Below are 24692 nucleotides of genomic sequence, written 5' to 3'. Positions count from 1 at the left end.
CGCATCCGCATCCGCAGGTTCCTCGTGGAGGACGATCCGCCGTGACCACCACGGTCCGCCGCCGCGCCGTCTCCCGGCACCTCCTCGCCGGGGCGTCGTTCGTCGTGGCGAGCCTGCTCGGGATCCTCGAAGGGCTGGCGACGAACACCCTCGCGTGGCTGGGCGACAGCGCGTGGGTCGCCTGGCCGGCCGTGGCGGTACTGCTGGCGGCGGCCTTCGTCATCGAGCTGCGCACTGCTGCCGGCGCACCCGACGCGACAGCCGCACCCGACGAACTGCCGCGTGACGTCGGCGACTTCACGGGCCGCGAGCAGGAGCTTCTGAAGCTGAAGAACCTCATCAGACAGGGCGCTGACACGCTGCTCATCTCGGCCATCGACGGCACGCCGGGCGTCGGCAAGTCCACGTTGCTCGTCCATCTGGCGCACCAGATCGTCGGCCGGTACCCGGATGCCCGTCTCTACGCGAACCTGCGCGGCGCCGACGACCAGGGCCCCGCCGAGCCGCACGCCGTGCTGGAGCAGTTCCTGCACAGTCTCGGTGAGGACCGGATCCCGCGGCATCCCGATGCCGCCGCCGCCCGTTACCGGAGCCTGCTCGCCGGCAAGCGGGCGCTCGTGCTCCTCGACAACGCCTCCGACGACGCACAGGTCAGGCCCTTGCTGCCGGGCAGCCCGACCTGCACGGTCGTGGTCACGAGCAGGGCGCGGCTCACCGGTCTGGAGGGTGCCAGGCAGCTGACGCTGAAGGTGTTCAGCGAGGCGGAGGCGACGGAGCTGCTGCGGCGGATCGTCGGTCCTGAACGCGCGGACGAGGACGAGGCGAGCACGGCTGCTGTGGTGGCGGCTTGCGGCCGGCTGCCGCTCGCGCTGCGGATCGCGGGCGCTCGCCTGGCCAGCCGTCCCGACTGGACGATGGCGACGCTGGCCGGGCGCCTGGCCGACGAGCGCCGGCGGCTGGAGGTGCTGACCGCAGGCAATCTCGACGTACGCGCCAGCTTCATGATCAGCTACTGCGAACTCAGCGAGGAGGAGCGTCGGTTGTTCCGGCTGGCGGCGCTCGCCCGAACCGCCGATCTGCCCGTCGGGGCGGCAGCTCGTGCCGCGGATCTGTCCGAGGAGGAAGTGAAGGCACCGCTCGACCGGCTCGTCGAGTTGCATCTGCTCGAACCGGCCGCTTCGAGCGAGGGGCTCCAATTCCACGACCTGCTCCGGCTGTTCGCGCGCGAGAGGTCGGAGGACGAGGACGCAGCAGACGTACGGGAGGGCGCGCTCGGGCGCGTCATGGAGTGGTATCTGAGCCGGGTGGCGGTGGCCGATCGCGTCCGCGGGCCGTCCACGTCCCGAGGCGAGCCGGCATCCCCGGCGACGGCCGCCTCCACGGCTGCGTCCAGGCCCGCGGACCCGGGCCCGTCGGGCGCCTCTTCGTGGCTGGAGCGCGAGCAGGAGAACGTCGCCGCGCTGGTCGAGCAGGCCGCCGGGCTGCCGGACCCTCTCAGGCCGTACTGCTGGCGGCTGGCGTTCGCGCTCGTGCCGTACCTCGAACTCCGCGGCGACCTGGCCGCATGGGGCGCCACCGCCCGCACCGCCGCGATTGCCGCCGATGAGTCGGGCGAGGTCGTCCCACGGGCGCTCGCGCTGGCGGGGCTCGGCCGTCTGGACGCCGCGCTGGGGGACGCGGAGAGCGCGGAGGAGCGGTTCGACGGTGCCGTGCGGCTGCTGCGCGGTGCGGGAAGCAACGCGCCGGAGGAGGAGTTGCCGGACGAGCGGCAGCGGCCGCTGGCGCAGGTGCTGCACGGCCAGGCCGCAGTGCGCTTGCGGCGGGGCGAGTACCGGGCCGCCCGGTCCGCCGCCGAGCAGGCCCACGTGATCTACCGTCACCTCCCCTCGTCCGCCCCCGGCCCGCACGAGATCGCGTGCGCCGCCACGCTCGGCGACATCGCCGCCGCGAGCGGCCGGTTCGCGCAGGCCGAGGAGTACTACGACGAGGCGCTGCGCAAGCAGCGCGAGGCCCCGGAGGCGGCCGACAGAGCAGCCGTACTCGCGCGTCTGGGAGAGGCCCACCGCGGCCGCGGCCGGTACGACGCCTCCGGCGCCGCCTTCGACGAGGCAGCCGCCCTCCACCGGGACCGCGGCGACGAGGCGGCCCGCGCGGACATGCTGGAACAGGCCGGGATCACCCACGACGCCGCCGGACGCCACAGCGACGCGGTCGCCGCCTACACCAGCAGCCGGGACATCCACCGCTCCCTCGGACAGCACATCCAGGAATGCAGGCTGAGCTGCAACGAGGCGCTGAGCCTGTGGCATCTCGGCCGCAAGGAGCGGGCCGTCGAAGCGCTCAGGGCCGGTATCCGCACCGCTCTGAGGCTCGGTGCCGCCGACGTCGAGGCGGACGCACGGCTGAACCTGAGCGAGATCCTGCTCGGCCAGGGCGATGCACAGCGCGCCGCCAGGTCCGCGCAGGCGGCGCACGACCGGTACGCGGAGCTCGACGATCCGGCGGGCAGGGCACGGGCGTTGACGTCGCTGGCACGGGCCCGCGGCCGGCAGGGTGACTTCTCCGGCGCGCTCGGTGCCCTCAAGTCCGCACGCACGGAGGCGGAAAGGGCGCACGACGACCGCACGAAGGCGAGCGTCCTGATGGAGATGGGGCTGACGCACCGGGACAGTGGCGCCGGCGGCTCGGCCGGCCGGAAACACCTCGAGGAGGCCGCACGCACCGCCACATCGCTCGTGATCCCCGAACCCGCCCTGGCGGGGCGTGCGTTGATGCACCTGGGCGGTGCCGAGGCACGTGCCGGGCGCATCGGGGAGGCCGTGACGCACTTCCGTCAGGCGTGCGAGGAGTACCGCCTGAGCGGGGACCGGGAGCTGGAGGCCGCCACGCTGATGTATCTGGGACGCGTCCTGCGCGAGGGCCGGCCGCGTTTCGGCGCGAGCGGGAACGCGTACAGCCGGGCCGCCGAAGTCTTCCGAGCGACGGGCGACGCGCAGGGTGAGGGACGCGCCCTCGCGGGTGCGGGCGCGGCACTCGCGCTGTCCGGCGACGCAGGGGCGGCGAAGGAGCACTTCTCCCGAGCCCTTGTGCTGCTGAGCGGGGAGGACGCGCCGGCCGTGCAGCGGCTGAACGGCGCACTCTCGTCCGGACGGGCCCTGCGCACCGATGAACTGCCTTGGTAGAGCGCCCGATCGGCGTCACGACGGAACGGCCTGAGGCAGTACGCGGAAAGCGCGGAAAGCGCGGACGCCCTGCCCGGCGGATCGATCCGCCGGGCAGGGCGCCTGGGTGCTGCCGTGCTGCGTCCTGCTGTGTCCTGCTCGGTTCCGCTACTTGACGACCTTGATGCGGTCCGCCTTCGGCGGGTCCAGCGGGTCGGACTCGGAGGAGTGCGCACCGAAGTACGCCTCCAGCGCGTCCAGGTCCGCCTTGCCGACGAGCTTGTCCTTGCCTTCCTCGAAGACGGGGAAGCCGTCGTTGCCGCCCGACAGGAACTCGTTCATCGCGACGCGGTAGGTCTTGGCCGGGTCGAGAGCCTTGCCGTCCAGCTTCACCGAGTCCGTGATGATCCGGTCCTTGCCGGACTTCGTCATGTCGAGCGTGTAGCTGAAGCCCTCGGAGACCTGGAGGATCTTCGGCGACTCCTCGTTGGCCCCGCTGACCTGCTGCTGCAGGGCGGTGATCAGCTGCTCACCGGTGAGGTCGATCGCCGTCATCATGTTGGTGAAGGGCTGCACGGTGAAGCCTTCGCCGTACGTCACGACGCCGTCGCCCTCGTCCTCCGACGCCTTGTACACGAGGTCGGACCGGATGCCGCCAGGGTTCATCAGCGCGAGCTGCGCGCCGCCCTTGTCCTCAGGCTTCATGAACTCCAGCTGTGCGTCGCCGATGACGTCACCCAGCGGGGACTCGGGCGACTCGGCGCCGCGGCCGTTGATGTCACCGGAGATGTAGCCGATGGGCTTGTCCGCGATCGGGTCGGCGATCTTGCCCCAGCGCTTGATGAGCGAGGTCATGTCCTTGGCCTTGGCCTGCTCGCGGCTCACCACGTGGTTGGCGCTCTTCACGCTCGTACGCACGATGTCGTTGGTCTTGCGGTCGTACGTGAGGGTGGTGTCGGTGTAGAGCTTGCCGAAGGACGACGCGGAGGTGACCATGCGCGGCTCGCCGGACGGGTCCGGGATCGTGCACGCGTACGCCTGGTGGGTGTGACCGGTGACCAGCGCGTCGACCTTGGGGCTGATGCCCTTGGCGATGTTCGTGATCGGGCCGGAGATGCCGTCGCCCGGTCCGGGGCTGTCGCAGTCGTAGTTGTACTCCGGCTTCGCCGGCGATCCGCCCTCGTGGATGAGCGCGACGATGGACTTCACGCCCATCTTGTTGAGCTTCTTGGCGTACTTGTTGACGGTCTCGATCTCATCGTGGAACTTCAGGCCCTTGACGCCGTCAGCGCTGACGATGTCCGGCGTGCCTTCGAGCGTGACGCCGATGAAGCCGACCTTCACGCCCTTCTTCTTCCACACCGTGTAGGGCTTGAGGATCGGGCGCTCGGTCTTCTCGTCCGTCACGTTCGCGGCGAGGTAGGGGAAGTCGGAGCCCTTGAAGACCTTGCCCTCCTCGGAGCAGCCGTCCTTGGGGTGGCAGCCGCCGTCCTGGAGACGCTTGAGCTCCGCGCGGCCCTCGTCGAACTCGTGGTTGCCGACGCCCGCGACATCCAGGTCCATCTTGTTGAAGGCCTCGATGCTGGGCTCGTCGTGGAAGAGGCCGGAGATCAGCGGGCTCGCTCCCACCAGGTCGCCCGCCGCCGCGGTGACGCTGTAGGGGTTGCCCTTGCGGGCCTTGCGCAGGGACGTCGCCAGATACTCGGCGCCGCCCGCGGCCACCTTCTCGGTGGTGCCGTCGGGCTTCTGGCGGGAGACCTCACCTGAGGAGCCGGGGGGCGGCTCGATGTTGCCGTGGAAGTCGTTGAACGAAAGCAACTGCACGTCGACCGTGCGTCCTTGGGCGTGGTCGCCGCTCTCCGCGCCGGCCGGCATCGCCGAGAGCACGCCGACGGCTGCTGCCAGTGCCGCGGCGCAGGCGGTCAGCCGGCTCAGGCGTCTGCGCCGTTCAGGTTTCACGGTCATCGAGGTTCCCCTTCTCTGGTGTGCGCGAGCGCTGGCAGCCTACGGTCAACGCGCGTAGTCCGTCAGGAGTGTTGCGGTAACGACAGGGTTGCGGGCAGTGGAGCGGCCCGTGTCGCTCCCTCGTCCCGCCCTGCGGACAGACCGCCGGGCGATGTCGGCCGACAGGGGCGCCAGTGTCCGTTTCACGGGTTAATCTCGGCACCATCCGCGCGGATGGTACGAGCAACTGCCCCCAGCGGGGCGGGAGTCGTGGCGTCCTTCCAAGAGGGGGGCACAGTTGAGCAGCGAGGGGCCGGGGCACCGTACGTCCGAGGACGTGCGGGACAGGATCGACACGAGCATCACGCACACCGCCCGGGTGTGGAACTACTGGCTGGGCGGCAAGGACCACTACGAGGTCGACCGGGCGACCGGCGACCAGATTCGCAAGCTCCACCCGGGAATCGGCGAATACGCCCGGGCCGACCGGCGCTTTCTCGGACACGCCGTGTCGTATCTGGCGGGAGAGCTGGGCATCAGGCAGTTCCTGGACGTCGGCACGGGCCTGCCGACCGCCGACAACACCCATGAAGTGGCTCAGCGCATCGCGCCCGAGAGCCGCGTCGTCTACGTGGACAACGACCCGATCGTGCTCGTGCACGCGCAGGCGCTGCTCACCAGCACCCCTGAGGGGAGGACGGACTACCTCGACTGCGATCTGCGGGACGTCGACACCATCCTCGAACAGGCCGCGAAGACACTGGACTTCAGTCGTCCCGTGGCACTGATCCTGCTCGGCGTGGTCATCTTCATCGAGGACGACGAGGAGTCGTACGGCATCGTGCGGCGGCTGCTGGACGCGTTGCCGGTGGGCAGCCATCTCGTCCTGTCGCACACCATCACCTCACCGACGATGCCGGACGTGGACTCGGCGGTCGCGTTCTGGAACGCGAACGGGACTCCGAAGCTGACCCAGCGCACCCCCTCCCAGGTGGAGCGCTACTTCGACGGGCTGGAGCTGCTGGAGCCCGGCGTCGTCGCCTGCTCCCGCTGGCTCCCGAGGTCCAGGCTCGACGCGGAGGACGTGGCGATGTACGGGGGGGTCGGCCGGAAACCGTAGGCGCGCCCCGACGCGGCCGGCGCCCTCACGGGCCTGACGCACCGAACGGCCCCGCAGCCCTGGAATTCGTCCTGTGGCTGCGGGGCCTTTCCGTGTGCCGTGCGCGCCGGGATGCGTGCCCGCGTCGCGGATCGCTCATCCGGGGGAGCGCGACCGAGGGCCGGACACGGGCGGGCGCCCGCGTTGCGCCGTATGGCGGCGAGGCCGCGCGGGCGCCGCCGTGCCCCCATATATCTGGGTTTGTCGACTTTCTCCGAGAAAGCGAGAGCCCGCCATGAGCACGTACATACGTCAGGCCGCCCTGGTCACCGCCACGACTGTGCTGCTGGGGATCGTCGCCGGCTGCGGCACTCAGCAGAGCCACCCGCAGGGGGACAGCCGCAAAGACGATGCCGTTGCGAAGAGTGAGGCGTCCACGGCCGCCTCACAGCGGCCGTTCACGCTGGTCGCCACGGGCGACATCCTTTCCCACGACTCCGTCATACGGCAGGCCCGCACGGACGCCGCCGACTCCGGCTACGACTTCCGCACGATGCTCGCCGGCGTCAAGCCCTTGGCGTCGAAGGCCGACTTGGCGATATGCCACATGGAAACCGTCTACGGCCGCTCGAAGGGCCCCTTCACCGGATACCCGGCCTTCAAGACTCCTCCCGACGTGGCGGCGGCGATCAAGGAAACCGGCTACGAGAGCTGCTCGTCCGCCTCGAACCACACCATGGACGACGGCATGGACGGAGTCCGCCGCACCATCACCGCCATGGACAGGGCAGGCCTGAAACACGCCGGTTCGGCCGCGTCGGCGCGCGGACGCAGCCACATCACGATGATGAAGGCGGGCGGCGCGAAGGTCGCCCAGCTGGCATACACCTACGGAACCAACGGCCTGCCCGTGCCGAAGAACAAGCCATGGGCCGTGAACCTCATGGAGCGGCAGCGGATCATCGCCGACGCTCGGGCCGCCCGGCGGGCCGGAGCCGACATCGTCATGACGAGCATGCACTGGGGCACCGAGTGGCAGCAGGCGCCCGACAGCCAGCAGAAGACACTGGCCAAGCAGCTCACGGCCTCCCGCGACGCCAGCGGCCGCAAGGACATCGACCTCATCATCGGCACCCATGCCCACGTCCCGCAGCCGTACGAGAAGGTCAACGGCACCTGGGTGGTCTACGGGATGGGCGACCAGCTCGCGGGCAAGATGAACGACCCGCGCGGGGCGATGAGTTCGGCCGCCCGCTTCACGTTCGTGCCTCCCAAGGCGGCCAAGTCGTCCGGCAAGGCGTCGTCCGCGGGTACGGACGCGGTCCGGGACGCGAAGGGCGACAAGGACCACAAGGGCCGGAAGGGCCCCAAGTCCGGGAAGAACGCGGCGAGTCAAGGACGTGCGGGCGAATGGCAGGTGAAGAAGGCCGAGTACATCCCCTTCTTCGTCCAGACCTCGCCCCGCATCAGCGTCGTCGACCTGAGCCAGGAGAACGCCCGCGACGCGGGCGAGGGCCGGGCCGAGGCGTTCCGCAAGATACGTGAGGCGGTGCTCAGCAGGGACGCCGACAAGCAGGGACTGCGGATGGGCCACTGACCCTGCGGGCTGAAGGGCCCCGGCGCGACCGGCGAACCCGTCGGGGCCCCTCACGCCTGACCGGCGCCGCCGGACGGTGCGTCCGGCTCGGCGTCCACTCCGAACCGGTAGGCGGCAATGGCGAGTTGGACGCGGTTGCGGCTGCCCGTCTTCGCCATGAGGCCGGCGACGTGGGTGATGGACTTCTGGCACGGCTATCCGATGGTCAAGTACGTCGCCCTCACGTACACGCCTCTGTGCCTGTGCCTGTGCCTCGTCGCCGAGGACCGTGACCGCCTCGTCGGGGCCTTCTGGCACCGGCCGGAGGGGACGGCAGGAAGGCTCACTCAGGGCCCGTTTGCGGGCCCTGAGCAGCGGGGTTCTACTGGATCCAGCCTCGGCCACCACCGTGGAGGGTCCTTCATGGCTCACGAGAATCCCGGCAAGGGCAAGGGCCGCTCGCGGGCGGCGATGCGCGCGCGAATCGGAGCGCAGATCGAAGATGTGCAGTCTCAACTCGAGGCTCTCGGTGACCTGTCGGGTTCCGGCCGCGAGGTCAGAGACAAAGCGATCCGGCATCTCGACGCTGCATACTCGCAAATCGCGGACAAGCCAGATGTAAACGCTGCAGAGGCGGGCCAGCCGTCGGACGGAGACGTCAAGGGCCGTGCGCGGTCTGCAATGTGCGCAAGAATCGGAGCGCACATCGCATATGTGCAGTCCCAGCTGAACGCACTCGGCGATCTGTCAGATTCCGATCGTAAGGTCAGAGACAAAGCGAACCGACAACTCGAAGCTGCACGCTCCGAAATCACAGAAAAGCCCGACGACAATCCCGAGGGAATACCGAGGCGTCGCAGGCTGTGGCGCAGGGTCACCAAGACCGATGTCGTCACTGCGCTGACCAATGTCCACGAGGCGGAGGTCGAGCTCACCAAATTGTTGAAGAGTGAGGAGCTGAAAAGCCGGTTCCCGCAGATTCTCACTCATGCCCGTGAGTACTTGCCTTCCGATGATCCGCAGCGGAACCTCCTTGAGGAGGAATGGGAGCAGTCCGACGAGGGGCGGCGGCATCTTCCCGCGGATGCGAAGGGTGTGGCAGTCGAAACACTGCACGCTGCGAACAAGGTCCAGGAGGAGGAGCGGATCAGGCTGCGCAGTTTCACCCAGATCCTGGTCTTCTCCATCGTCGTCATGCTTCTTTTCGCTATCGGATTCGGCATCTGGGCGAGCGTTAGTAGCGATATTGCGAATCTCTTCTGTTTCGAGCGGGGTCGACGTCCCTCTGCCTGCCCCCTCGGCAGGTATCCGGCCGACGGAAGCGATGTGTTTCTGATTGAATTCATGGGGATGTTCGCAGCCGCCCTGGCCGGTGCCACTTCACTCAGCACGATGCGTGGGAATTCCTCGCCGTACCACGTCTCCGTGCTGCTCCTCCTGCTGCGTCTCCCCGTGGGGGCCATGACGGCGGTACTGGGGATCCTCCTTGTACGCGGTGCGTTCTTCCCCGGTCTGACGAATCTCGATGCGAGCGCGCAGATCATCGCGTGGGCCGCAGCATTCGGCATCTTGCAGGAGCCCGTGACTCGCGCCGTCGACAAGACGGGCAGGTCCTTTCTGGAGGAGTTGACGCCGTACGAGGAAGCGAAGGCCCCACCGGGTTCGGCCCGGCATCACCACAGGCGCAAATCGGGCGACCGGCGGAAGAAGCGCCGGTAGCGAACCCGCTGCCGTCGCCCGGCACTCCCCTCTGGGGGAGGAAACCACCTCGCCCCAGGCCCTTGCCTGCGGTCACAACTTCCTTGCGTCACCGTCGTATTGGTCCGACGTCCAGCTCCTCCCCGAGGGCTGAGTCTCAGACGGTCAGCTGGGGCGGGACAGTGCGCCATGGCTCCGGGTCGTGGAGATCCGCGTCCACGTACCGGGTGTCGCCGTCGGGGGTGCCGGGGATCAGGGCGCGAACGTGCGCCAGTACGAGGGGGTCGACGTGGAGGATCCGGCCCCCGGGGACGCGCCGGAGCGGTTGTTGCTCAGATTTCTCCACGGTCTGCCGGATTCAGCGGGCGAACTCGGGTACGCGTGCGCCATGACGGGTGTGAGGCCTCGGGACGGTGTCGCGGTGACAGGCCCGCCACGCCAGTGGGTTCAAGTCCGCGACCGGGCCTGACCGTTCGAGGGCTCGTCCGGCGGACGGTCCCGGGTGGCCTGCGGGGTCTCGTACGGGCGATGCACGCCTGTTGCACCGATCCGACCCGAGTAGATGCCGTTCCCGTCGTTTTTCCATTGTTCCTCTCGTTCCTCTCGTTCCTCTTGTTTTCTCGCTGATCCACTCTCATGTGTTTACTGGTGAGCATTGTTCCCTTTTGCTCGGCGATTCGGGTGGGCATTGCGGTGCGGATTCTGTGCCGACGGGCGTCGTCCAGCCTTTGCCCGGAGTCACCCGTGTGTTCCGCTCACCAGCGGCGAACGGAATGCGGAGGAAGAAGTACGGGTCCGGAACATGGGCCGCGCCGACTGCGGTGACCACACCACTGTTTGATTGATCAACGGATTCGTGCGCTGCCCGTGAGCAGGGAATCCCCAGGTCGCGGGTGTGAGGAATGGGCGCCGGTGAGTGTTGCCGTATCGCTCGCGGCGGGCTCTCAACTTCCTTCTGCCTGAGCTTCCCACTCAGGGTGACGGCATCTACACTGACGCCGCGTCAACCGGCTCCACTTCTCCTCGATATGTGAAAGTTGCGGTCAACCTATTGAGTACCGAATCTTTAACAGACCGGACAGGGTTCAGACGCCAGACAGTGTGGCCCGCCGCGCTTTTACTTGCCGCTGTCGCGGTCATCGCGCAGATGGTCAGCTGGTGGACACGGTCCCCCGCGGTAATGGCGAGCGGATCCGTCGCGGTCGTCGGACTGCTGGCGTGCCTGCCGCACCTCTGGCGGATGCACCGCGAGGACATACGTCATGCCGATCGCTGCACGGAGCAGGCCGAACAGGCACAGCGCGCCGCCGACCTCCAGGTCAGCTCGGAGAGAGCACGCCTGACGGAACAGTGGCAGACCTGGTCGCAGTCGCAGTTCGAGGCCTTCCACGAGTCCCTTGAGCTGTGGTGCCGCGACCTGCACATCGTGCTCACGGAGCGGCGCAGGCCCGACTCCCCCCTCCCCAACCTGAGCCCCCAGACGGCGAAGCTGCTCAACGGCGCGCTCGAAGAGGTGGACGAGGAACTCATCGACGTCCAGGACGCCTGTGAGCACGCGATCGTCTTCCTCGCCCAGCGGCTCCAGACGGGCGGTCTGCAGATCCAGGAGAAGGCCGGCGCCCTCATCGACAGGCCCGAGCCCGGACTGCCCGAACTCGGCATCGAGATCGACCACTTGGCGACGACGTTCGCCCACCACGCGCAGAGCCTGCGCATCCTCGGCGGTTCGTGGACCGGCCAGCAGTGGCAGGAGACGGTTCCCCTCACGGACATCGTCCGCGCCGCCGGCGGTCAGATCACCGACTACCAGCGCGTGGTGATCGGCGGCGAACCCGACCTGGGCGTCAAGGACTTCGCGGCCGAGTGGCTCATCCACCTCGTCGCGGAGATCCTCGGGAACGCGACGACCTACAGCCCCAGCAGCAAGGAGGTCACCGCACAGCTGGAGGCCGTTCCGTCGGGAGCGGTCATCCAGATCGACGACCGCGGTACGGGCATGACGGAGGCCCGGCTCCAGAAGGCCCTGGAACTCGTCGCCGGCCCGCGCGACGTCAGTATCCGCGACCTGCAGACCCCGCAGGTCGGCCTGGCCGTGGTCGGCAACATCGCACGCCGGCTGAAGCTCAGGGTGAGCCTGGGACGTTCGCCGTACGGAGGCATCCGTGCCGTCGTACTCGTGCCCATGGACCTCCTCGAAGCAATCGACCCGGTGTACACGATGCCCGTCCCCGAAGGTGCCGCCGGCCCGGAGGCCGAAGAACAGAAGGCAGAACCCGAACGCGTGGAGCGGCGGGAGAACCCCCTTCCGGTGCGCACCCGTTCGCAGGAGACCACCCCGCCGGCCGGCACGCCGGCGCCGGCTCCCGAGCCTGCTTCCGCGTTCGACCCGGAGCGGTCCACTTCCGCGTTCGCCACGGAGCGGTCCACTTCCACGTTCGACCCGGAGCGGACCGCGTCCGCGTTCGCACGGCGGTACGAGAGCACCGAACCCTCTTCCGGTTCGGAACCCCCTGCCGTGGGGCTGCCGCGGCGACGCTCGCCCCGTCATACGCAGACCGCCAGTCCCGTCGAAGCAGAGCAGAACAGCGTCGGCAGCGACGAGGACCCGGAAGCCGCCGCTTCCTTCATGAGCTCCTTCGTACTGGGGGGCCGGGCCTCGAACGATGATGAAACCGATTCGCCCCAGGGGGACGACGACCGATGAGTCACGAAGCAGCCGCCCACGACCAGTCCTGGATGCTCAGTGACGTAGCTGATGTCCCCGGTGTGCAGCACGCGGTGGTCCTCAGCGCCGACGGGCTGGTCCGCGCCCGTACGAACGATCTCGGCATCGACGAGGCCGACACGCTTGCCGCGGCGGCGGCCGGGCTGCAGTCGCTGGGCGTCAGCCTGGCGGGCCGCTTCGGCGAAGGCGGCCTGAAGCAGCACATGGTCGAGTGGAAAGGCGGCTTCCTGTTCCTGCGCGGCGCAGGGGACGGGTCCCGCCTCGCGGTGATCACCAGCAACAAGGTCGATCCCGGAGTGATCGCCTCCCAGATGGTGCTCCAGGTGCAGCGGTTCGGCGACCACCAGGGCAGCCCGCCGAGGAGGCGCTCAGTCACGTGACCCGACCGAGAGGACCGAAAAGGGGACCTGTGCGCCCCTACGTGCTGACCGGCGGGCGGGCTCGCCCTCGTCAACGGCTCGCAATCGAGACTCTGTTGGAGACCGTCGACCCCGAGGGCACCGAACTCCCGGTGACTGCCAGCCGGCAGGAACGGATGCTGTGGCGGATGTGCCGCCACAGACTCTCCGTGGCGGAGTCCGCAGCGCACCTGGGCCTGTCGATCAGCGTCGTCACGATCCTCGCCTGCGACCTGATCGACGCCGGCTACCTGACCACACGTTCTCAGGTCCCCAAGGCGCAGCTTCCCGACGTGCACATACTCCAAGAGGTACTGGATGGACTCCGCAGACAACTCAGCGCCTGAGAGGCGCTATCTGGCACCCACAGTCGACCAGGCGCTGAAGATCCTCGTCGTCGGCTCCTTCGGGGTCGGCAAGACGACGCTCGTGGGGAGCGTCAGCGAGATCGATCCGCTGCGCACCGAGGAGACCATCACCCAGGCCAGCACGGGCGTGGACGACCTCTCCGGACTGTCGGGGAAGACCGCCACGACGGTGGCCATGGATTTCGGGCGCATCACGCTCAACTCCCGCATGGTGCTGTACCTCTTCGGCACGCCCGGTCAGCGTCGCTTCTGGGACCTGTGGGAGGGGCTGGTCATCGGATCGATCGGCCTGCTCGTCGTCATCGACACGAGAAGGATCGAGGACAGCTTCGAGATCCTCGACCAACTCGACGTGCGCAGCCTCCCGTTCGCCGTCGCCATTAACCAGTTCCCGGACTCCGTGCGCTACGACGAGGCAGATCTGCGCGAGGCCCTCGACCTGCTTCCGGAGACCCCGCTCGTCCACATAGACGCCCGTAACCGCCATTCCTCGACGCAGGCGCTGATCAGCCTCGTCGAGTACGCCGCCCGCATCAAAGCTCAGGAGAAGGTTGCGTGACCACACCGGCACCGACGCGTCCTTTCGACTCCGAGACGCTCGTCTCGCTCACGGACATCACCCAGTCCAGAGACCCGCACCGCATCTACCACCAACTCCGTCTCCAGCACGGCCCGGTGGCGCCCGTCCTGCTGGAACCCGGAGTGCCCGGGTGGCTGGTCATGGGTTTGGAGCAGCTGCGCATCATCACCGAACGCGAGGCGCTCTTCTCGCGTGACGCGCGCAACTGGCGGGACCTCAACGACGGCATCGTCTCGCCCGACTCGGGGCTGCTGCCGATGATGGCCTACCGGCCCAACGTCATCGGCGCCGACCAGCAGGAGCACCGGCGTCTGCGCCAGCCCCTGGACGACGGGGTCGGACGCATCAACCACCGCGCGCTGCGCCGCCAGGTGCAGCGCATCTGCAAGGAACTCATCAACACCTTCGCCCAGTTCGGCAGGGCCGACCTCGTCGCTGACTACGCGGCCTACGTCCCGATGCTGGCCGTCGCGAGCCTCTTCGGCCTCGACACACGTCAGGGCCACGAGCTGCGTGCCGCCCTGATCGCGCTGTTCAGCAGCCAGACGGACTCGCAGGTCGGCAACCGAAGCTTCGAGCAGATCCTCTTCGACACCCTGCGGGAGCGGCAGCAGAACCCCACCGAGGATCTGACGACCGCCCTGATGAACCACCCGAACCTTCAGGACGATCCCGAAGTCCTCCAGTCCATGGTGGTGATGATCTCCGCCGGGAACGAGACCACGACCTGCTGGATCGCGCACACGCTCTACCGGATGATCACGGACACCTCGTTCGACGACCGTCTGCGCAGCGGCCAGCTCGGCGTGGACGACGCGCTCGACGAGGTGCTGTGGCGCGAACCGCCCATGACGCACATGCCCGCGCGCTACGCGCTGCGCGACATCGAACTGGGCGGCCAGTCCATCCGCCACGGCGACGTGCTCATCCTCGGGCTCTCCGCCGCGAATTCGGACCCGGCACTCGCGCCGGGCGGCCACCGTCCGCCCAACAACCGTGCGCACATGGCCTATTCGGCCGGACCGCACATGTGCCCGGCTCAGGACACCTCACGCGTGATCACCCGTACGGCCGTCGACACCGCGCTGCACCTGCTGCCCGGTCTGCGGCTGACCGTCACGCCCGGCGAGATCACCTGGAACCCCTCGCCCTGGACACGCTGCCCGACACAACTGCCCGTCGCGTTCGCCGTTCCCCACGAGATCCGCACCCCGCCCGCATCCGCCGCTCGTCCCATTGGAGAGACCGTATGACGGCCGACCAGGCATCACCCACATCAGGCGTACCCGTCCTGGAACTGGACCCCCACGGCCGCGACCACATGGGAGAGGCCGCGAGACTACGCGGGCTGGGACCGGTGGTGCGCGTCAAGCTCCCGGGTGATGTGGAGGCGTGGAGCGTCACACGCCACAACCTGCTCAACGAGCTGGTGATGGACCCACGCATCTCCAAGGACTGGCACAACTGGGGCGCCATGCAGCGCGGCGAGATCCCCGACGACTGGCCGCTGATCGGCATGGTCAAGGTCACCAACATGGTCACCGCCGACGGTGCCGAGCACCGCCGGCTGCGCAAGCTCGTCAGCCAGACCTTCACGGCACGCCGCGTGGAGGAACTGCGGCCCACCACAGCCGAGATCGTCGAGAACCTCCTGCAGGCGCTGCCGTCGCACGCGGACTCCGACGGTACGGTCGACCTGCGCAAGCACTTCGCCTACCCGGTGCCCATGCAGGTCATCAGCGACCTGTTCGGCATCCCGGACCACGAACGGCCCGAGCTGCGCGAGGCGGTGGACAAGATCTTCCGCTCCGACCTGTCCCCCGAGGTGGTCGGCGCGAACCAGATCGCCGTCTACCAGTTGCTGGCCCGCGTCGTCGAACTGCGCGGCAAGGAGCGCGGGGACGACCTCACCAGCGCCCTGATCTCCGCACGGGAGGCCGAGCCGGACGCGCTGACGCAGGAGGAACTCGTCGGCACGCTCCTGGTGATGCTCTCGGCCGGGCACGAGACCACGCTCAGCCTCATCGTCAACGCGGTACGCGCCCTGCTCACGCACCCGGACCAACTCGCCCTCACCAGGGGCGAGGAGGACATGTGGCCCGCGGTCGTCGAGGAGACGCTGCGGTGGGAGGCACCCATCGGCAACTTCCCCTTCCGCTACGCGACCGAGGACATCGACGTCGCCGGTGTCACCATCCCCGCGGGCGACGCGATCATGGCCCCCTACAGCGCCGTCGGCAGGGACCCGCAGCAGCACGGCCCGGACGCGGACACCTTCGACATCAGCCGCGAACAGGCGCGGCACCTCTCGTTCGGGCACGGCGTGCACGCGTGTCTCGGTGCACCACTCGCGCGGCTGGAGGCCACCATCGCGCTGCGTGAACTCTTCGCGCGCTACCCGGACATGATCCTCGGAGCCGTGCCCGGCACCCTCGATCCGGTGCCGTCGATGTTCTCCAACAGCGTCACGTCGCTGCCCGTACGGCTCGGCAGGCCCGCCGGGTGAGGTGACGGGAAGACACGGGAGGGGAACGCCGGGGGACGGCGGGCGGTGAGCCGCTCCGCCGTCCCGCCCCCGGGGCCTGTGCTCCCGGGGTGATTCCGGACGCGGCCGGCCCAGCCGGCCCGGGCCGTACGGAGGAGGGGGATCAGGGACCGCCGTGTCCCTGCTTCTCGTACGGACCCATTCATCCGAAGCAGGTGAGCGCGTCAGCGCGTGCCGAATCAGCGCGTGAGCGCGTCAGCACCTCAAAACTTCACAACGCAGCACGTCCGCACGCAGCAGCTGCCAGAAGCACCACCCCCAAGGTTCTTCACGGAAGGCGCGACGACCATGCTCGACGGACATGAGTCTCCGGACGCGGAGGCATCCCCCGGAGGTCTGCCAGGTCCGGGCCCGGCGGCACGCACGGGATGGCCCCGCATCGCCGGAACCGGGACCGGCCCGGGAACCCGGGCCGCGACGCGGACCCGGACCCGTCCCCGTAAGGAGACGCAGACCGAGACCAGCAGGGCCGCGAGGCAAAGCCTCGAGGGCTGGCTGGACTTACGCTATGGAGACCCACTGGGGGAACAGCACCGCTGGGCCCTGCTGCCGCCCGGCAAGCTGCTGCGTCCCGTACTGCTGCTGGAGTCCGCGGCGGCCGTGGGCGGGAAGACGGAGCAAGTCGAGCCCGTGGCAACGGGGTTCGAGCTGATGCACGCCGGCAGCCTCATACACGACGACATCATCGACGGGGACGAGCTGCGCCGCGGGCGGGCGGCGACCCACTGCCGCTACGGCGCCGACAGGGCCATTGTCGGTGCCGACGCCCTCTTCTTCGCCGTCTTCGAGACGCTCGGAGAGTGCCGCAGACGCGGTGTCGCGGACCGTCTGATCACGGACGCGACCGCCGTCATCGCCGAAGCCGGGCTGGACGTCACCCGCGGGGCCACGATGGAGCTGGACCTCAGCGGCTCCCTCCACGACGACATCGACACGTACCTGGAAGTGGCACGGCTGAAGACGGCCGCCCTGCTGCGCGCGGCATGCCGGACCGGTGCCGTACTCGCGGGCGGCACCGCCGAACAGACCGCCGCGCTCACGGAGTTCGGGGAGGCGCTCGGGATCGCCTTTCAGATACAGGACGACCTGCTGCCGTACGTCCGGCCGCGCGGGAGGCGGCGGGGCGACGGCGTCGCGGGCAAGTCTCGCACCAGCGACCTGCGAAACGGACGCCCCGTACTGCCGCACCTGCTCGCCCAGAGTCTCGGCGGGCACGCTGACCGCGCCCTCCTCGCCGAACTCCTCGCGGGCGACGCGGACGAGGAGCTCCGGCAGGAACGACTGCACCGACTCCTAGAGACAACCGGAGCGTTGAAGGCCGCGCAGCAAGCGGCCGACTCGCACCTGGACCGCTGCCGCAGGGCGCTGGAGGTTCTGCCGCCCAGCCCGCACCGGCACCACCTCGCCATGCTGGCCGACCAGTACACCGGCCGGGCGAGACGGGCGACGACCACGCACGCGTCCGCGAGTACGAAGACGGGGGCGGCAAGAGCCACGGAACCGGCGGACGGGAATCCGGTGCGGGCGACCCCGGCGGCGGGGGAGAAGCCGTCAAGAGGTGGACCGGTGGAGAGACCGGGCGTCATCGCGGCTCTGGGACGGCTGCCCGGTCACATGTGGCGCGAGCTTTTCATCAGTTACCGCTTCAACAGCAACGATCTGTGGTCCACCGTCGTACCGGCGTTCTGCTTCGTCGTCGCCGCGGTGAGGCACGCGGGACTCGGGGCGTACAGCGGCACCGTCACCGTCGCCGGAGCCGTGCTCTACTTCTGGCTCTTCATCTACGGATCGAGTCTCATCAACCAGATCACAGGCGTGGAGGAGGACCGGCTCAACAAGCCTTTCCGGCCTCTGGTAACCGGCGACAGCACCATGCGCGGGGCGAAGCGGCGCCTGGCCGCCGTCCACGTCCTCTTCCCCGCCCTCGGTCTCCTCCTGGGCGTGGTGGAGTGGGCCCTGCTGTGGCAGCTGTTGTTCATGCTCCACTACGCGTGGGGAGGGCACCGGCACTGGTTCGCCAAGAACCTCCTGATCGCGCTCGGCGTCGTCTCCCAACTCGCCGCGGCCTGGCAGATGGTCACACCCATCACCACCGCCGTGTGGCACTGGATACTCACCATGGCCGCCATGACCTTCCTGATCATCGGCGTCCAGGATCTGCGGGACGTGGAGGGCGACCGGACTCTGGACAGGCGCACGATGCCGATCGTCCTCGGCGACATTCCCTGCCGCATCTACTTCGCCGGGAGCTCCGTTGCGCTGTTTCCTTTGACGCACTTCGTGATGGTGGAGCCCGCCGGTTTCCACTGGTGGACAGCAGCCATCGACGCGGTGCTGGCCGGTCTCAGCCTGTTGTTGGCCGGCCGCGTGCTGCTGCTGCGTACACCCGCACAGGACCACCTCACGCAGCGGTTCGTCGAGTGGTGGTACACCTTCGTCCTCGCCTCGGCCGTCGTGCTGCTGTGAAGGGCCGCCGGGCCGGTGCCCGAGACGGTGCCTGAGACGGGGACCACCGGGTACGCGGCCCGGCGTCATACGCAACCGCAGCAGCAAGCGAGAGAGCCGAGGAGTTCGCCCCATGTCGAAACCACCACTTCCCGACGACGCAGTGGCAGTGCTGGAGAAGGCCAACCCGGCCGTCATCACGACCTTGCGCTCCGACGGCCAGCCGGTGTCCACGGCCACCTGGTACCTGTGGGAGAGGGGCCGGGTCATGGTCAACATGGACGAGTCCCGAAAGCGGCTGGAACACATGCGCAGCGACCCCCGCGTCACCCTCACGGTGCTGGACGAGGGCAACTGGTACACCCATGTGAGCCTCATCGGCCGCGTCGCCGAATTCCGAGACGACGAGGGTCTGACCGACATCGACAGGCTCGCGCACCGCTACCTCGGCAAGCAGTATCCGCAACGGGAGCGGGGCAGGGTCAGTGCCTGGATCGAGATCGACCGGTGGCACGGGTGGGGCTCGCTGAAGGACAGCGGCCAGGCGGGCTGACGGGTCACGACCGCCGGCCGCGTACCCCTGCCGGCTCTCCGTTCGGTTGCCCGTGCCCCGGTCCTCGGTGAGTCCGCCGGTCGTCGGCGGGCCGGTCAGTCGTCCGTGAGGGAGAGCGCCTGGCTGGGACAGGTGCCGACCGCCTCCCTCACGCCGTCCAGCTCGCCCTCGGGGGGACGTTCGACCAGGACGAGGACGGTGCCGTCCTCCTCGTCCTGGTCGAACACAGAGGGCTCGCTGAGCACGCACTGGCCGGCGCCGACGCAACGCGTGGTGTCCGCGACGATGCGCATCGCTTCTCCTTCTCCTTGTGCCGCTTCGGGCAGGCGCTACCAGGTGACCGGGAGTTCGTAGAGCCCGTAGATGTTGCTGTCGTCCTTGAAGGGCAGTTCGTCGACGGGCGCGGCGAGGCGCAGTCCTGGAACGCGCCGGAACAAGGTCTCGAAGACCATCTCCAGCTCCATCCGCGCCAGGTTCTGGCCGAGGCACTGATGAGCGCCGTACCCGAAGGCCACGTGGTGCCTGTCGCCGCGCCCGAGGTCGAGTTCGCCGGGACGGGAGAAGACGCCGGGGTCGTGGTTCGCGGAGTTGCCGAGCCCGACCACTCCCTCGCCGGCCCGGATGAGCACCCCGCCGATCTCGACGTCCTCCGTCGCCACCCGGGAGGTTACGGCGTCGACGATGCTGAAGTAGCGCAGCAGTTCCTCGACGGCTTCCGGCATCGCGTCGGGGTCCTCGCCGAGCCTGGTCCGCTCGCCGGGGTGTTTCAGGAGGGCGAGCGTGCCCAGCGAGATCATGTTCGCCGTCGTCTCGTGCCCCGCGATGAGCAGCAGCACGGCGAGACTCACCAGGTCCTCGTGGTCGCCCCTGCCCGACTCCTGCTGCTTGAGTACCTGCCTGCCGAGCAGGTCGTCGGTGGGGTTCTTCTCCTTCTGGGTGATCAACGCGTCGAGGTACGTGCGGAGTTCGTCGCGCGCCTGCTCGCGCGAGGCCATCGGCTCCGTACGGCGCAGAAGTCGTGCCGACCGCGACTGGAAGAAGTCGTGATCGGCGTACGGCACCCCCAGCAACTCGCAGATGACCAGGGAGGGAACCGGCAGAGACAGCGCGCGGACGAGGTCGGCCGGACGGGGCCCCGCCAGCAGGGCGTCCACGTGCTCGTCCACGATCTGCTGGATGCGCGGCCGCAGCGCCGCCATCCGCTTGACGGTGAACTCGCCGACCACCGCCCGCCGGGCGGGCCCGTGCTCCGGCGGGTCCATCGAGATCAGCGACAGCTTGAACCGCGCGGCGAGTTGCTGCTGCCCCTCGGCGAGCACGGGGAAGCCGGGACGGGTGCGGTCCGCGCTGAAGCGGGGGTCGGCGAGCATCACCCGTACGTCCTCGTGCCGGGTCAGAGCCCACGCCGTGCGGCCCCCGGGCAGACCGACGCGGGAGACCGGTGAGTCCTCGCGCATCCGCTCGTACTCCACGGGCGGTGAGAACGGGCACGTGCGCGGGACGGGCAGTGTCACCGTGGGCTGATCGCTCGTCATGGGACCCCAATCAGGGACGTGGTTTCACGTGGCGGATCTTCACAGGCGCGCCGTTTCACGGTAGTTAAGTGGATGATTTTCGTCCACATGGCGAGGTGAAAGAATCAGCCAACTTCCTTCGAAAGGAGGGGACATGGCGGCCGGCTCCAGCCCACGCTCCGGGTCCGCGACGGATTCCGTGACCGGTTCCGCGACGGATTCCGTGACCGGTTCCGCGACGGATTCCGTGACCGGTTCCGCGACGGATTCCGTGACGGACTCCGGGACCGGTGCCGACGCGGACGCCGTGAGCGGGTCCGGAACCTCGCTGCGGGCCGACGCGCTGCGCAACCGCCGGAAGATCCTCGCTGCCGCCAAGGAGATGTTCGCCGTCCGCGGGCCCGACGTGCCGATGGAGGATGTCGCCCGCCGGGCGGCCGTCGGCGTCGCCACGCTCTACCGGCGCTTCCCCGACCGGGAGACGCTGATCCGCGCCGTCGCCAGGGACACCTTCTCCCGTGTGCTGGAGGAGTCCCGGGCGGCCGTCGCCGAGGAGCCCGGCGCCTGGGAGGCCCTCGTACGGATGCTGCGCAGCTCACGGGAGCTTCAGCTGAGCGTCCAGCTCGCCGTCCACTCCCGACTGGCCCGTGACACCGTCCGGGACGACCCCGGGACGGGCCGCTTCCGCGACGAACTGCTGGGCGTGCTCGACAGGGTGGTGAAGGCGGCCCAGGAGGAGGGGACGCTGCGCGCCGACATCGGCACCGGTGATGTCGCCGCCCTGCTCTCACTCCTGTTGCGCCGTGCTCCGGACCCGCCCGACGACTCCGCCGGCGTCGCCGCGGAGCGGGCGATGGGGCTCATGCTCGACGGCCTGCGCGCCCGCCCCGGCAACACGTCCCTGCCCGGAGACCCGCTGTCCGTGGGCGACTTCGACGAGCAGCAGAAGCGGAACCTCCGGCGCTGAGGAGCGTTGAGGCATGACCGGGTGCCCGGTCATGGCCGCGGTCGCGCCGGTGGCTGACGTCGTTCGGGTCAGCCGCTCGTGCAGGCGACGAGAACGTTCGGCTTGGAGTTCGCCTCGGCCATGGACGACTGGTGGTGGTCGGAGAAGACGGCCAAGCCGCCGGCCAGCAGGGCGACCCCCGCGACCACCGCGGTGACACGACCGGCACGGCCGGTCGGAGCCGCGCCCCGAACTCCGTCGGAGCCGCGCACTCGAAGGCTACCGAGTACATGGAGGATCACGGCCAGAGCCGCAGCCCCGAACCCCGCGTAAGCCAGGGCGAAGTGGCTCCACGGCACGGGACTTCCCTCGCAGGCCGCGAGGACATGCCCGTCGGCCTGTACGAGTGCGCCAGTCGTGCAGGCAGCAGCGACGAGGGTGAGGGTGACGAGGATCGCGAACGGCGGCGCCGCCGCACGTCCGTGCTCAGCCGTGGTCATCGGGTCCGACTCCTCGCTCCGTACTGCCGTTCCGCGTCGCTGTCCGTGCCGCTTCCCGACGCCCCGGGTGGCCGGTCGGCATGTATATCAGCGCACCGTCCGCTGTGCGAAGGGAGTTTGCCCGTCGCACGGCCCATCTCCCCTGTGACCTCGACTTCTTGAGCGAGTGCTCAAGTGCCGTGTATTTTGAGCGACCGCTCAAATCCATGAGAGGGGTGGTTCCCGTGCGGCTCTACATCGAGACGCGCGTCCGTGCCGGACTCGGTACGGTCTGGGACCGCAGTCAGCAGCCGGACGAACACAAGCGCTGGGACCTGCGGTTCGGCGACATCACGTATCTGCCGTGTGCGCCGGGGGAGCCGCAGCGCTTCCGGTACGCGACGCGGGTACTGCCGATGGTCACGATCGCCGGCACCGGAGTCGCGGCGGGCGAGCGCGAACGCCCGGACGGCAGCCGGGTCTCGGCCCTCCGGTTCTCCTCCGCGCATCCGCTGTCCCTCATCGCGGAGGGCAGCGGGTACTGGCGCTACGTCCCCGACGGCGACGGGCTGCGCTTCCTCACCGGATACGACTACCGGCCGCGCTGGGGACGGTTCGGCCGGGCCGCCGACCGGTTCCTCTTCCGGCCCCTCATGGGCTGGGCGACGGCCTGGTCCTTCGACCGGCTGCGGCTGTGGTGCGAGCGCGGCATCTCCCCGGAGCGCTCGCTGCTCCATGCGCTCGCGGAGCTGCTCGTACGCACGGCCGCGGTGCCGGCGGCGGTTGCCGCTGCCATTGCCGTCGCCCCTGACCGTTCGCCGGCCGGTGCGGTCTTCGCTGCGGCGGTCCCGGCCGTCGTTGCCGTCGCCACGCTGCTCGTGCCCCCGCTGCCGGTCACCCCCGCCGCCCGACGCACCCTGCGCCGCCCGCCCGGGCGTGAACAGGGTGCGGACGGTGCGGGCACCGAAGCCGTCCCCTCCCTTCTCGGAACCCTGGAGCAGCCATGACCTCGATCTTCCAGCGGGCGCTCGGCGCCGACTTCGACAAGCTCCATCCGCTCGTCCGGCGCCGCTTCTCCGTCGGCCTGGACAGTGGCGAGGCGTGCGTCGGATCCGGCCGGATGACGCGGATCTGGCACGGCCGCAGCTTCGTCCGGCCGTTCCTGGCCCTCGGCGGCAGCCGCAACATCCTCGTGCCGCGGGCCGGACGGGACGTGCCCTTCACCATCGAGAACTTCCCCTACACGGACTCCTTCGGCCGCGAGACCGTCACCTTCGTGCGGACGTTCACCTTCCCCCGCCGCACCCACCGCTTCGACGCCACCATGGTCTTCAACCCTGAGCGGGGCTGCATCGTCGACTACCTCGGCACGCACCAGCACCTCGCCACCGACCTCCACCTGTCGGCCGGCACGGACGGCGCCCTGGTCATCCGCTCCGGCGAGCACCGCTTCCGGGAGGGACGGGTCGATGTCAGGGTGCCCGACGCGATAGGGGGCGACGCGGTCGTGCGCGAGTCGTTCGACGACGCGACGGGCCGATTCCGGGTCCAAGTGAGGGTGGAGAACCGGAAGTTCGGGCCGCTCTTCGGCTACGAGGGGTTCTTCTCCGCCGAGTTCTCCGACGCCACCGGGCGCGCCGTGCCGACCGGACTGCGCCCGGTGCGCGAGGAGTCCAGGGCGTGAGCGGCGACACGCGTACGAAGTTGCTCGCCGGTGCGCTGCGGACCGTGACCGAGCAGGGCTACGCCAAGACCTCCGCCCGCACCGTCGCGGCCGCGGCCGGGGTCAACCAGGCGCTGGTCTTCTACCACTTCGGCAGCGTCGACGAACTCCTCGCCGCGGCTTGCCGGTTCGGCGCCGAGCAGCGGGTCGCGCTGTACCGCGAACGCCTCGCGCGGGTGGAGAGACTGGCCGAACTCGTCACCCTCGCCAGGGAGTTGCATGCCGAGGAGCGCGCCGGCGGTCATGTCGCGGTCCTCGCGCAGCTTCTGTCGGGTGCGCAGACGCAGCCGCGTCTCGCTCCCGCCACGTCCGCGGGGCTCGCGCTGTGGATCGACGAGCTCGAACAGGTGCTGGCGCGTGTGCTCGCCGGATCGCCGATCGCCGAGTTCGTGGATGCGCCCGGTCTCGCCCGTGCGATCGCGGCCGGATTCGTCGGACTGGAGCTCTACGAGGGCGTCGACGAGGAGGGTGCGCAGCGCGCCCTGGACGCGCTTGAACAACTGTCCGGTCTCGTCGGCGTGCTGGAGGAACTCGGCCCTGTCGCCCAGCGGGCGGTACGGGCGCGCCTGCGGCGCGGCCGGGTGTATTGACCTGATGCGTTGTTCACGCGGCTGATCGGTGGCTGGCCAGGGTCGTTGTCGTGCAGGCGGTCCAGCAGCTCAGGTCGTACGGAGCGCACAGGCATCCGCTCCAGGACCCTGAGCTTCGAGATTGCCCCGCAAGCGGTGCGGAGCGCGAGGAGCCAGGCGTCGATGAGCTTGTGGTGTGCGTTGACGCGGAACTTGCCGTTCGCCCGGAAACGCTCAGGCGCACACGCGTGCCATCGGCGGCGAACGAGAGGCAGGCAGGTGGGCATGACGATCGAGTTGTTGAGCACAGGAGTACACGGGTTTCAGGCGCCCACGTCCTCCACGGCACCGTTGCCGTCTCCGGGGCTT

Annotated in this window: 21 protein-coding genes and 1 pseudogene; 16 read left to right on the top strand and 6 right to left on the bottom strand. The window is 69.3% G+C overall.

Features of this window, described 5'->3' with window-relative positions; all coding sequences use genetic code 11:
- The first annotated feature begins 41 nt into the window (after nucleotides 1-41).
- A complete protein-coding gene (locus I004_RS37605) occupies nucleotides 42-3182 on the top strand; it encodes a tetratricopeptide repeat protein (protein WP_028436641.1) in 3141 nt (1046 codons plus the stop codon).
- A gap of 147 nt (nucleotides 3183-3329) precedes the next feature.
- On the opposite strand, the gene I004_RS0118010 is transcribed toward I004_RS37605, so the two are convergent.
- Nucleotides 3330-5126 carry a bifunctional metallophosphatase/5'-nucleotidase gene (locus I004_RS0118010; RefSeq protein WP_028436640.1) on the bottom strand — a complete coding sequence of 599 codons (1797 nt, stop codon included), beginning with the start codon at nucleotides 5124-5126 and terminating at the stop codon, nucleotides 3330-3332.
- Nucleotides 5127-5403: 277 nt separating this feature from the next.
- On the opposite strand from I004_RS0118010, the gene I004_RS0118005 reads away from it, so the two are divergent.
- The 3 genes from I004_RS0118005 to I004_RS37600 all read left to right on the top strand — a co-directional run bounded on the left by I004_RS0118005 (nucleotide 5404) and on the right by I004_RS37600 (nucleotide 9499).
- A complete protein-coding gene (locus I004_RS0118005) occupies nucleotides 5404-6225 on the top strand; it encodes an SAM-dependent methyltransferase (RefSeq protein ID WP_037976737.1) in 822 nt (273 codons plus the stop codon).
- Nucleotides 6226-6499: 274 nt separating this feature from the next.
- Nucleotides 6500-7801, top strand: coding sequence for a CapA family protein (locus I004_RS0118000; protein ID WP_037976735.1), 1302 nt, complete (start codon nucleotides 6500-6502; stop codon nucleotides 7799-7801).
- 402 nt (nucleotides 7802-8203) lie between these two features.
- Nucleotides 8204-9499, top strand: coding sequence for a hypothetical protein (locus I004_RS37600; protein WP_158677048.1), 1296 nt, complete (start codon nucleotides 8204-8206; stop codon nucleotides 9497-9499).
- Nucleotides 9500-9635: 136 nt separating this feature from the next.
- Here the strand turns inward: I004_RS37600 and I004_RS0117990 are convergent, their stop codons facing one another.
- On the bottom strand, nucleotides 9636-9824 hold the full coding sequence (locus I004_RS0117990; protein WP_028436637.1) for an SAM-dependent methyltransferase: 189 nt from the start codon (nucleotides 9822-9824) through the stop codon (nucleotides 9636-9638).
- 834 nt (nucleotides 9825-10658) lie between these two features.
- Here I004_RS0117990 and I004_RS34605 point away from each other — a divergent pair.
- From I004_RS34605 to I004_RS0117940, 8 genes are all read left to right on the top strand, one after another.
- Nucleotides 10659-12182 carry an ATP-binding protein gene (locus I004_RS34605; RefSeq protein ID WP_051345144.1) on the top strand — a complete coding sequence of 508 codons (1524 nt, stop codon included), beginning with the start codon at nucleotides 10659-10661 and terminating at the stop codon, nucleotides 12180-12182.
- A complete protein-coding gene (locus I004_RS0117980) occupies nucleotides 12179-12583 on the top strand; it encodes a roadblock/LC7 domain-containing protein (RefSeq protein ID WP_037976732.1) in 405 nt (134 codons plus the stop codon). The genes I004_RS34605 and I004_RS0117980 overlap by 4 nt, the downstream gene beginning before the upstream one ends.
- Nucleotides 12580-12948: a DUF742 domain-containing protein gene (locus I004_RS0117975; protein WP_028436635.1), complete on the top strand. Its 369-nt coding sequence runs from the start codon at nucleotides 12580-12582 to the stop codon at nucleotides 12946-12948. Before I004_RS0117980 ends, I004_RS0117975 begins: the two co-directional genes overlap by 4 nt.
- Nucleotides 12920-13528, top strand: a complete 609-nt coding sequence (locus tag I004_RS0117970) for a GTP-binding protein (RefSeq protein ID WP_028436634.1) — start codon at nucleotides 12920-12922, stop codon at nucleotides 13526-13528. The genes I004_RS0117975 and I004_RS0117970 overlap by 29 nt, the downstream gene beginning before the upstream one ends.
- Nucleotides 13525-14802, top strand: coding sequence for a cytochrome P450 (locus I004_RS0117965; RefSeq protein WP_028436633.1), 1278 nt, complete (start codon nucleotides 13525-13527; stop codon nucleotides 14800-14802). Before I004_RS0117970 ends, I004_RS0117965 begins: the two co-directional genes overlap by 4 nt.
- On the top strand, nucleotides 14799-16055 hold the full coding sequence (locus tag I004_RS0117960) for a cytochrome P450 (protein ID WP_028436632.1): 1257 nt from the start codon (nucleotides 14799-14801) through the stop codon (nucleotides 16053-16055). The genes I004_RS0117965 and I004_RS0117960 overlap by 4 nt, the downstream gene beginning before the upstream one ends.
- Before the next feature lie 327 nt (nucleotides 16056-16382).
- Complete coding sequence (locus I004_RS38255) at nucleotides 16383-18560, top strand: polyprenyl synthetase family protein (RefSeq protein WP_078511382.1); 2178 nt, start codon at nucleotides 16383-16385, stop codon at nucleotides 18558-18560.
- 112 nt (nucleotides 18561-18672) lie between these two features.
- Nucleotides 18673-19092: a PPOX class F420-dependent oxidoreductase gene (locus I004_RS0117940; RefSeq protein ID WP_028436631.1), complete on the top strand. Its 420-nt coding sequence runs from the start codon at nucleotides 18673-18675 to the stop codon at nucleotides 19090-19092.
- A 95-nt stretch (nucleotides 19093-19187) separates the two neighbouring features.
- On the opposite strand, the gene I004_RS0117935 is transcribed toward I004_RS0117940, so the two are convergent.
- Both I004_RS0117935 and I004_RS0117930 read right to left on the bottom strand, forming a co-directional pair.
- Entirely contained in the window at nucleotides 19188-19385 is a 198-nt protein-coding gene (locus I004_RS0117935) for a 4Fe-4S domain-containing protein (protein WP_028436630.1), read from the bottom strand.
- Nucleotides 19386-19421: 36 nt separating this feature from the next.
- A complete protein-coding gene (locus tag I004_RS0117930; protein ID WP_028436629.1) occupies nucleotides 19422-20627 on the bottom strand; it encodes a cytochrome P450 in 1206 nt (401 codons plus the stop codon).
- 133 nt (nucleotides 20628-20760) lie between these two features.
- On the opposite strand from I004_RS0117930, the gene I004_RS0117925 reads away from it, so the two are divergent.
- The gene (locus I004_RS0117925; protein WP_078511380.1) at nucleotides 20761-21573 is read left to right on the top strand and encodes a TetR family transcriptional regulator; all 813 of its coding nucleotides are present in this window, start codon (nucleotides 20761-20763) and stop codon (nucleotides 21571-21573) included.
- Between the two features lie 68 nt (nucleotides 21574-21641).
- Here I004_RS0117925 and I004_RS0117920 read toward each other — a convergent pair whose 3' ends face one another.
- Nucleotides 21642-22052 (bottom strand): hypothetical protein, encoded by a 411-nt coding sequence (locus I004_RS0117920; protein WP_028436627.1) that lies wholly within the window; start codon nucleotides 22050-22052, stop codon nucleotides 21642-21644.
- 224 nt (nucleotides 22053-22276) lie between these two features.
- Here I004_RS0117920 and I004_RS0117915 point away from each other — a divergent pair, with 224 nt between their 5' ends.
- From I004_RS0117915 to I004_RS0117905, 3 genes are read left to right on the top strand one after another with little or no spacing between them, the layout of a single operon-like run.
- Entirely contained in the window at nucleotides 22277-23038 is a 762-nt protein-coding gene (locus tag I004_RS0117915) for a hypothetical protein (RefSeq protein WP_028436626.1), read from the top strand.
- Nucleotides 23035-23715, top strand: coding sequence for a DUF4166 domain-containing protein (locus tag I004_RS0117910; protein WP_028436625.1), 681 nt, complete (start codon nucleotides 23035-23037; stop codon nucleotides 23713-23715). Before I004_RS0117915 ends, I004_RS0117910 begins: the two co-directional genes overlap by 4 nt.
- Nucleotides 23712-24344 carry a TetR/AcrR family transcriptional regulator gene (locus tag I004_RS0117905; protein ID WP_028436624.1) on the top strand — a complete coding sequence of 211 codons (633 nt, stop codon included), beginning with the start codon at nucleotides 23712-23714 and terminating at the stop codon, nucleotides 24342-24344. Before I004_RS0117910 ends, I004_RS0117905 begins: the two co-directional genes overlap by 4 nt.
- A gap of 8 nt (nucleotides 24345-24352) precedes the next feature.
- Here I004_RS0117905 and I004_RS38250 read toward each other — a convergent pair.
- A pseudogene (locus I004_RS38250) lies at nucleotides 24353-24631 on the bottom strand (DUF1062 domain-containing protein); the annotation flags it as partial.
- Nucleotides 24632-24692: the final 61 nt, after the last annotated feature.

This window comes from Streptomyces sp. TAA486, from assembly GCF_000426165.1.
The sequence above is the reverse complement of the archived record's forward strand: the minus strand, read 5'-3'. Positions and strand labels throughout refer to the sequence as shown.

Excerpts from the sequence above, each read along its gene's own strand:
- I004_RS0117980 (WP_037976732.1), top strand. The coding sequence starts at position 12,179 with ATGAGTCACGAAGCAGCCGCCCACGACCAGTCCTGGATGCTCAGTGAC.
- I004_RS0118000 (WP_037976735.1), top strand. The coding sequence starts at position 6,500 with ATGAGCACGTACATACGTCAGGCCGCCCTGGTCACCGCCACGACTGTG.
- I004_RS38255 (WP_078511382.1), top strand. The coding sequence starts at position 16,383 with ATGCTCGACGGACATGAGTCTCCGGACGCGGAGGCATCCCCCGGAGGT.
- I004_RS37600 (WP_158677048.1), top strand. The coding sequence starts at position 8,204 with ATGGCTCACGAGAATCCCGGCAAGGGCAAGGGCCGCTCGCGGGCGGCG.
- I004_RS34605 (WP_051345144.1), top strand. The coding sequence starts at position 10,659 with ATGGCGAGCGGATCCGTCGCGGTCGTCGGACTGCTGGCGTGCCTGCCG.
- I004_RS0117940 (WP_028436631.1), top strand. The coding sequence starts at position 18,673 with ATGTCGAAACCACCACTTCCCGACGACGCAGTGGCAGTGCTGGAGAAG.
- I004_RS0117930 (WP_028436629.1), bottom strand. The coding sequence starts at position 20,627 with ATGACGAGCGATCAGCCCACGGTGACACTGCCCGTCCCGCGCACGTGC.
- I004_RS0118010 (WP_028436640.1), bottom strand. The coding sequence starts at position 5,126 with ATGACCGTGAAACCTGAACGGCGCAGACGCCTGAGCCGGCTGACCGCC.
- I004_RS0117970 (WP_028436634.1), top strand. The coding sequence starts at position 12,920 with ATGGACTCCGCAGACAACTCAGCGCCTGAGAGGCGCTATCTGGCACCC.
- I004_RS0117925 (WP_078511380.1), top strand. The coding sequence starts at position 20,761 with ATGGCGGCCGGCTCCAGCCCACGCTCCGGGTCCGCGACGGATTCCGTG.
- I004_RS0117935 (WP_028436630.1), bottom strand. The coding sequence starts at position 19,385 with ATGCGCATCGTCGCGGACACCACGCGTTGCGTCGGCGCCGGCCAGTGC.
- I004_RS0117960 (WP_028436632.1), top strand. The coding sequence starts at position 14,799 with ATGACGGCCGACCAGGCATCACCCACATCAGGCGTACCCGTCCTGGAA.
- I004_RS0117920 (WP_028436627.1), bottom strand. The coding sequence starts at position 22,052 with ATGACCACGGCTGAGCACGGACGTGCGGCGGCGCCGCCGTTCGCGATC.
- I004_RS0117910 (WP_028436625.1), top strand. The coding sequence starts at position 23,035 with ATGACCTCGATCTTCCAGCGGGCGCTCGGCGCCGACTTCGACAAGCTC.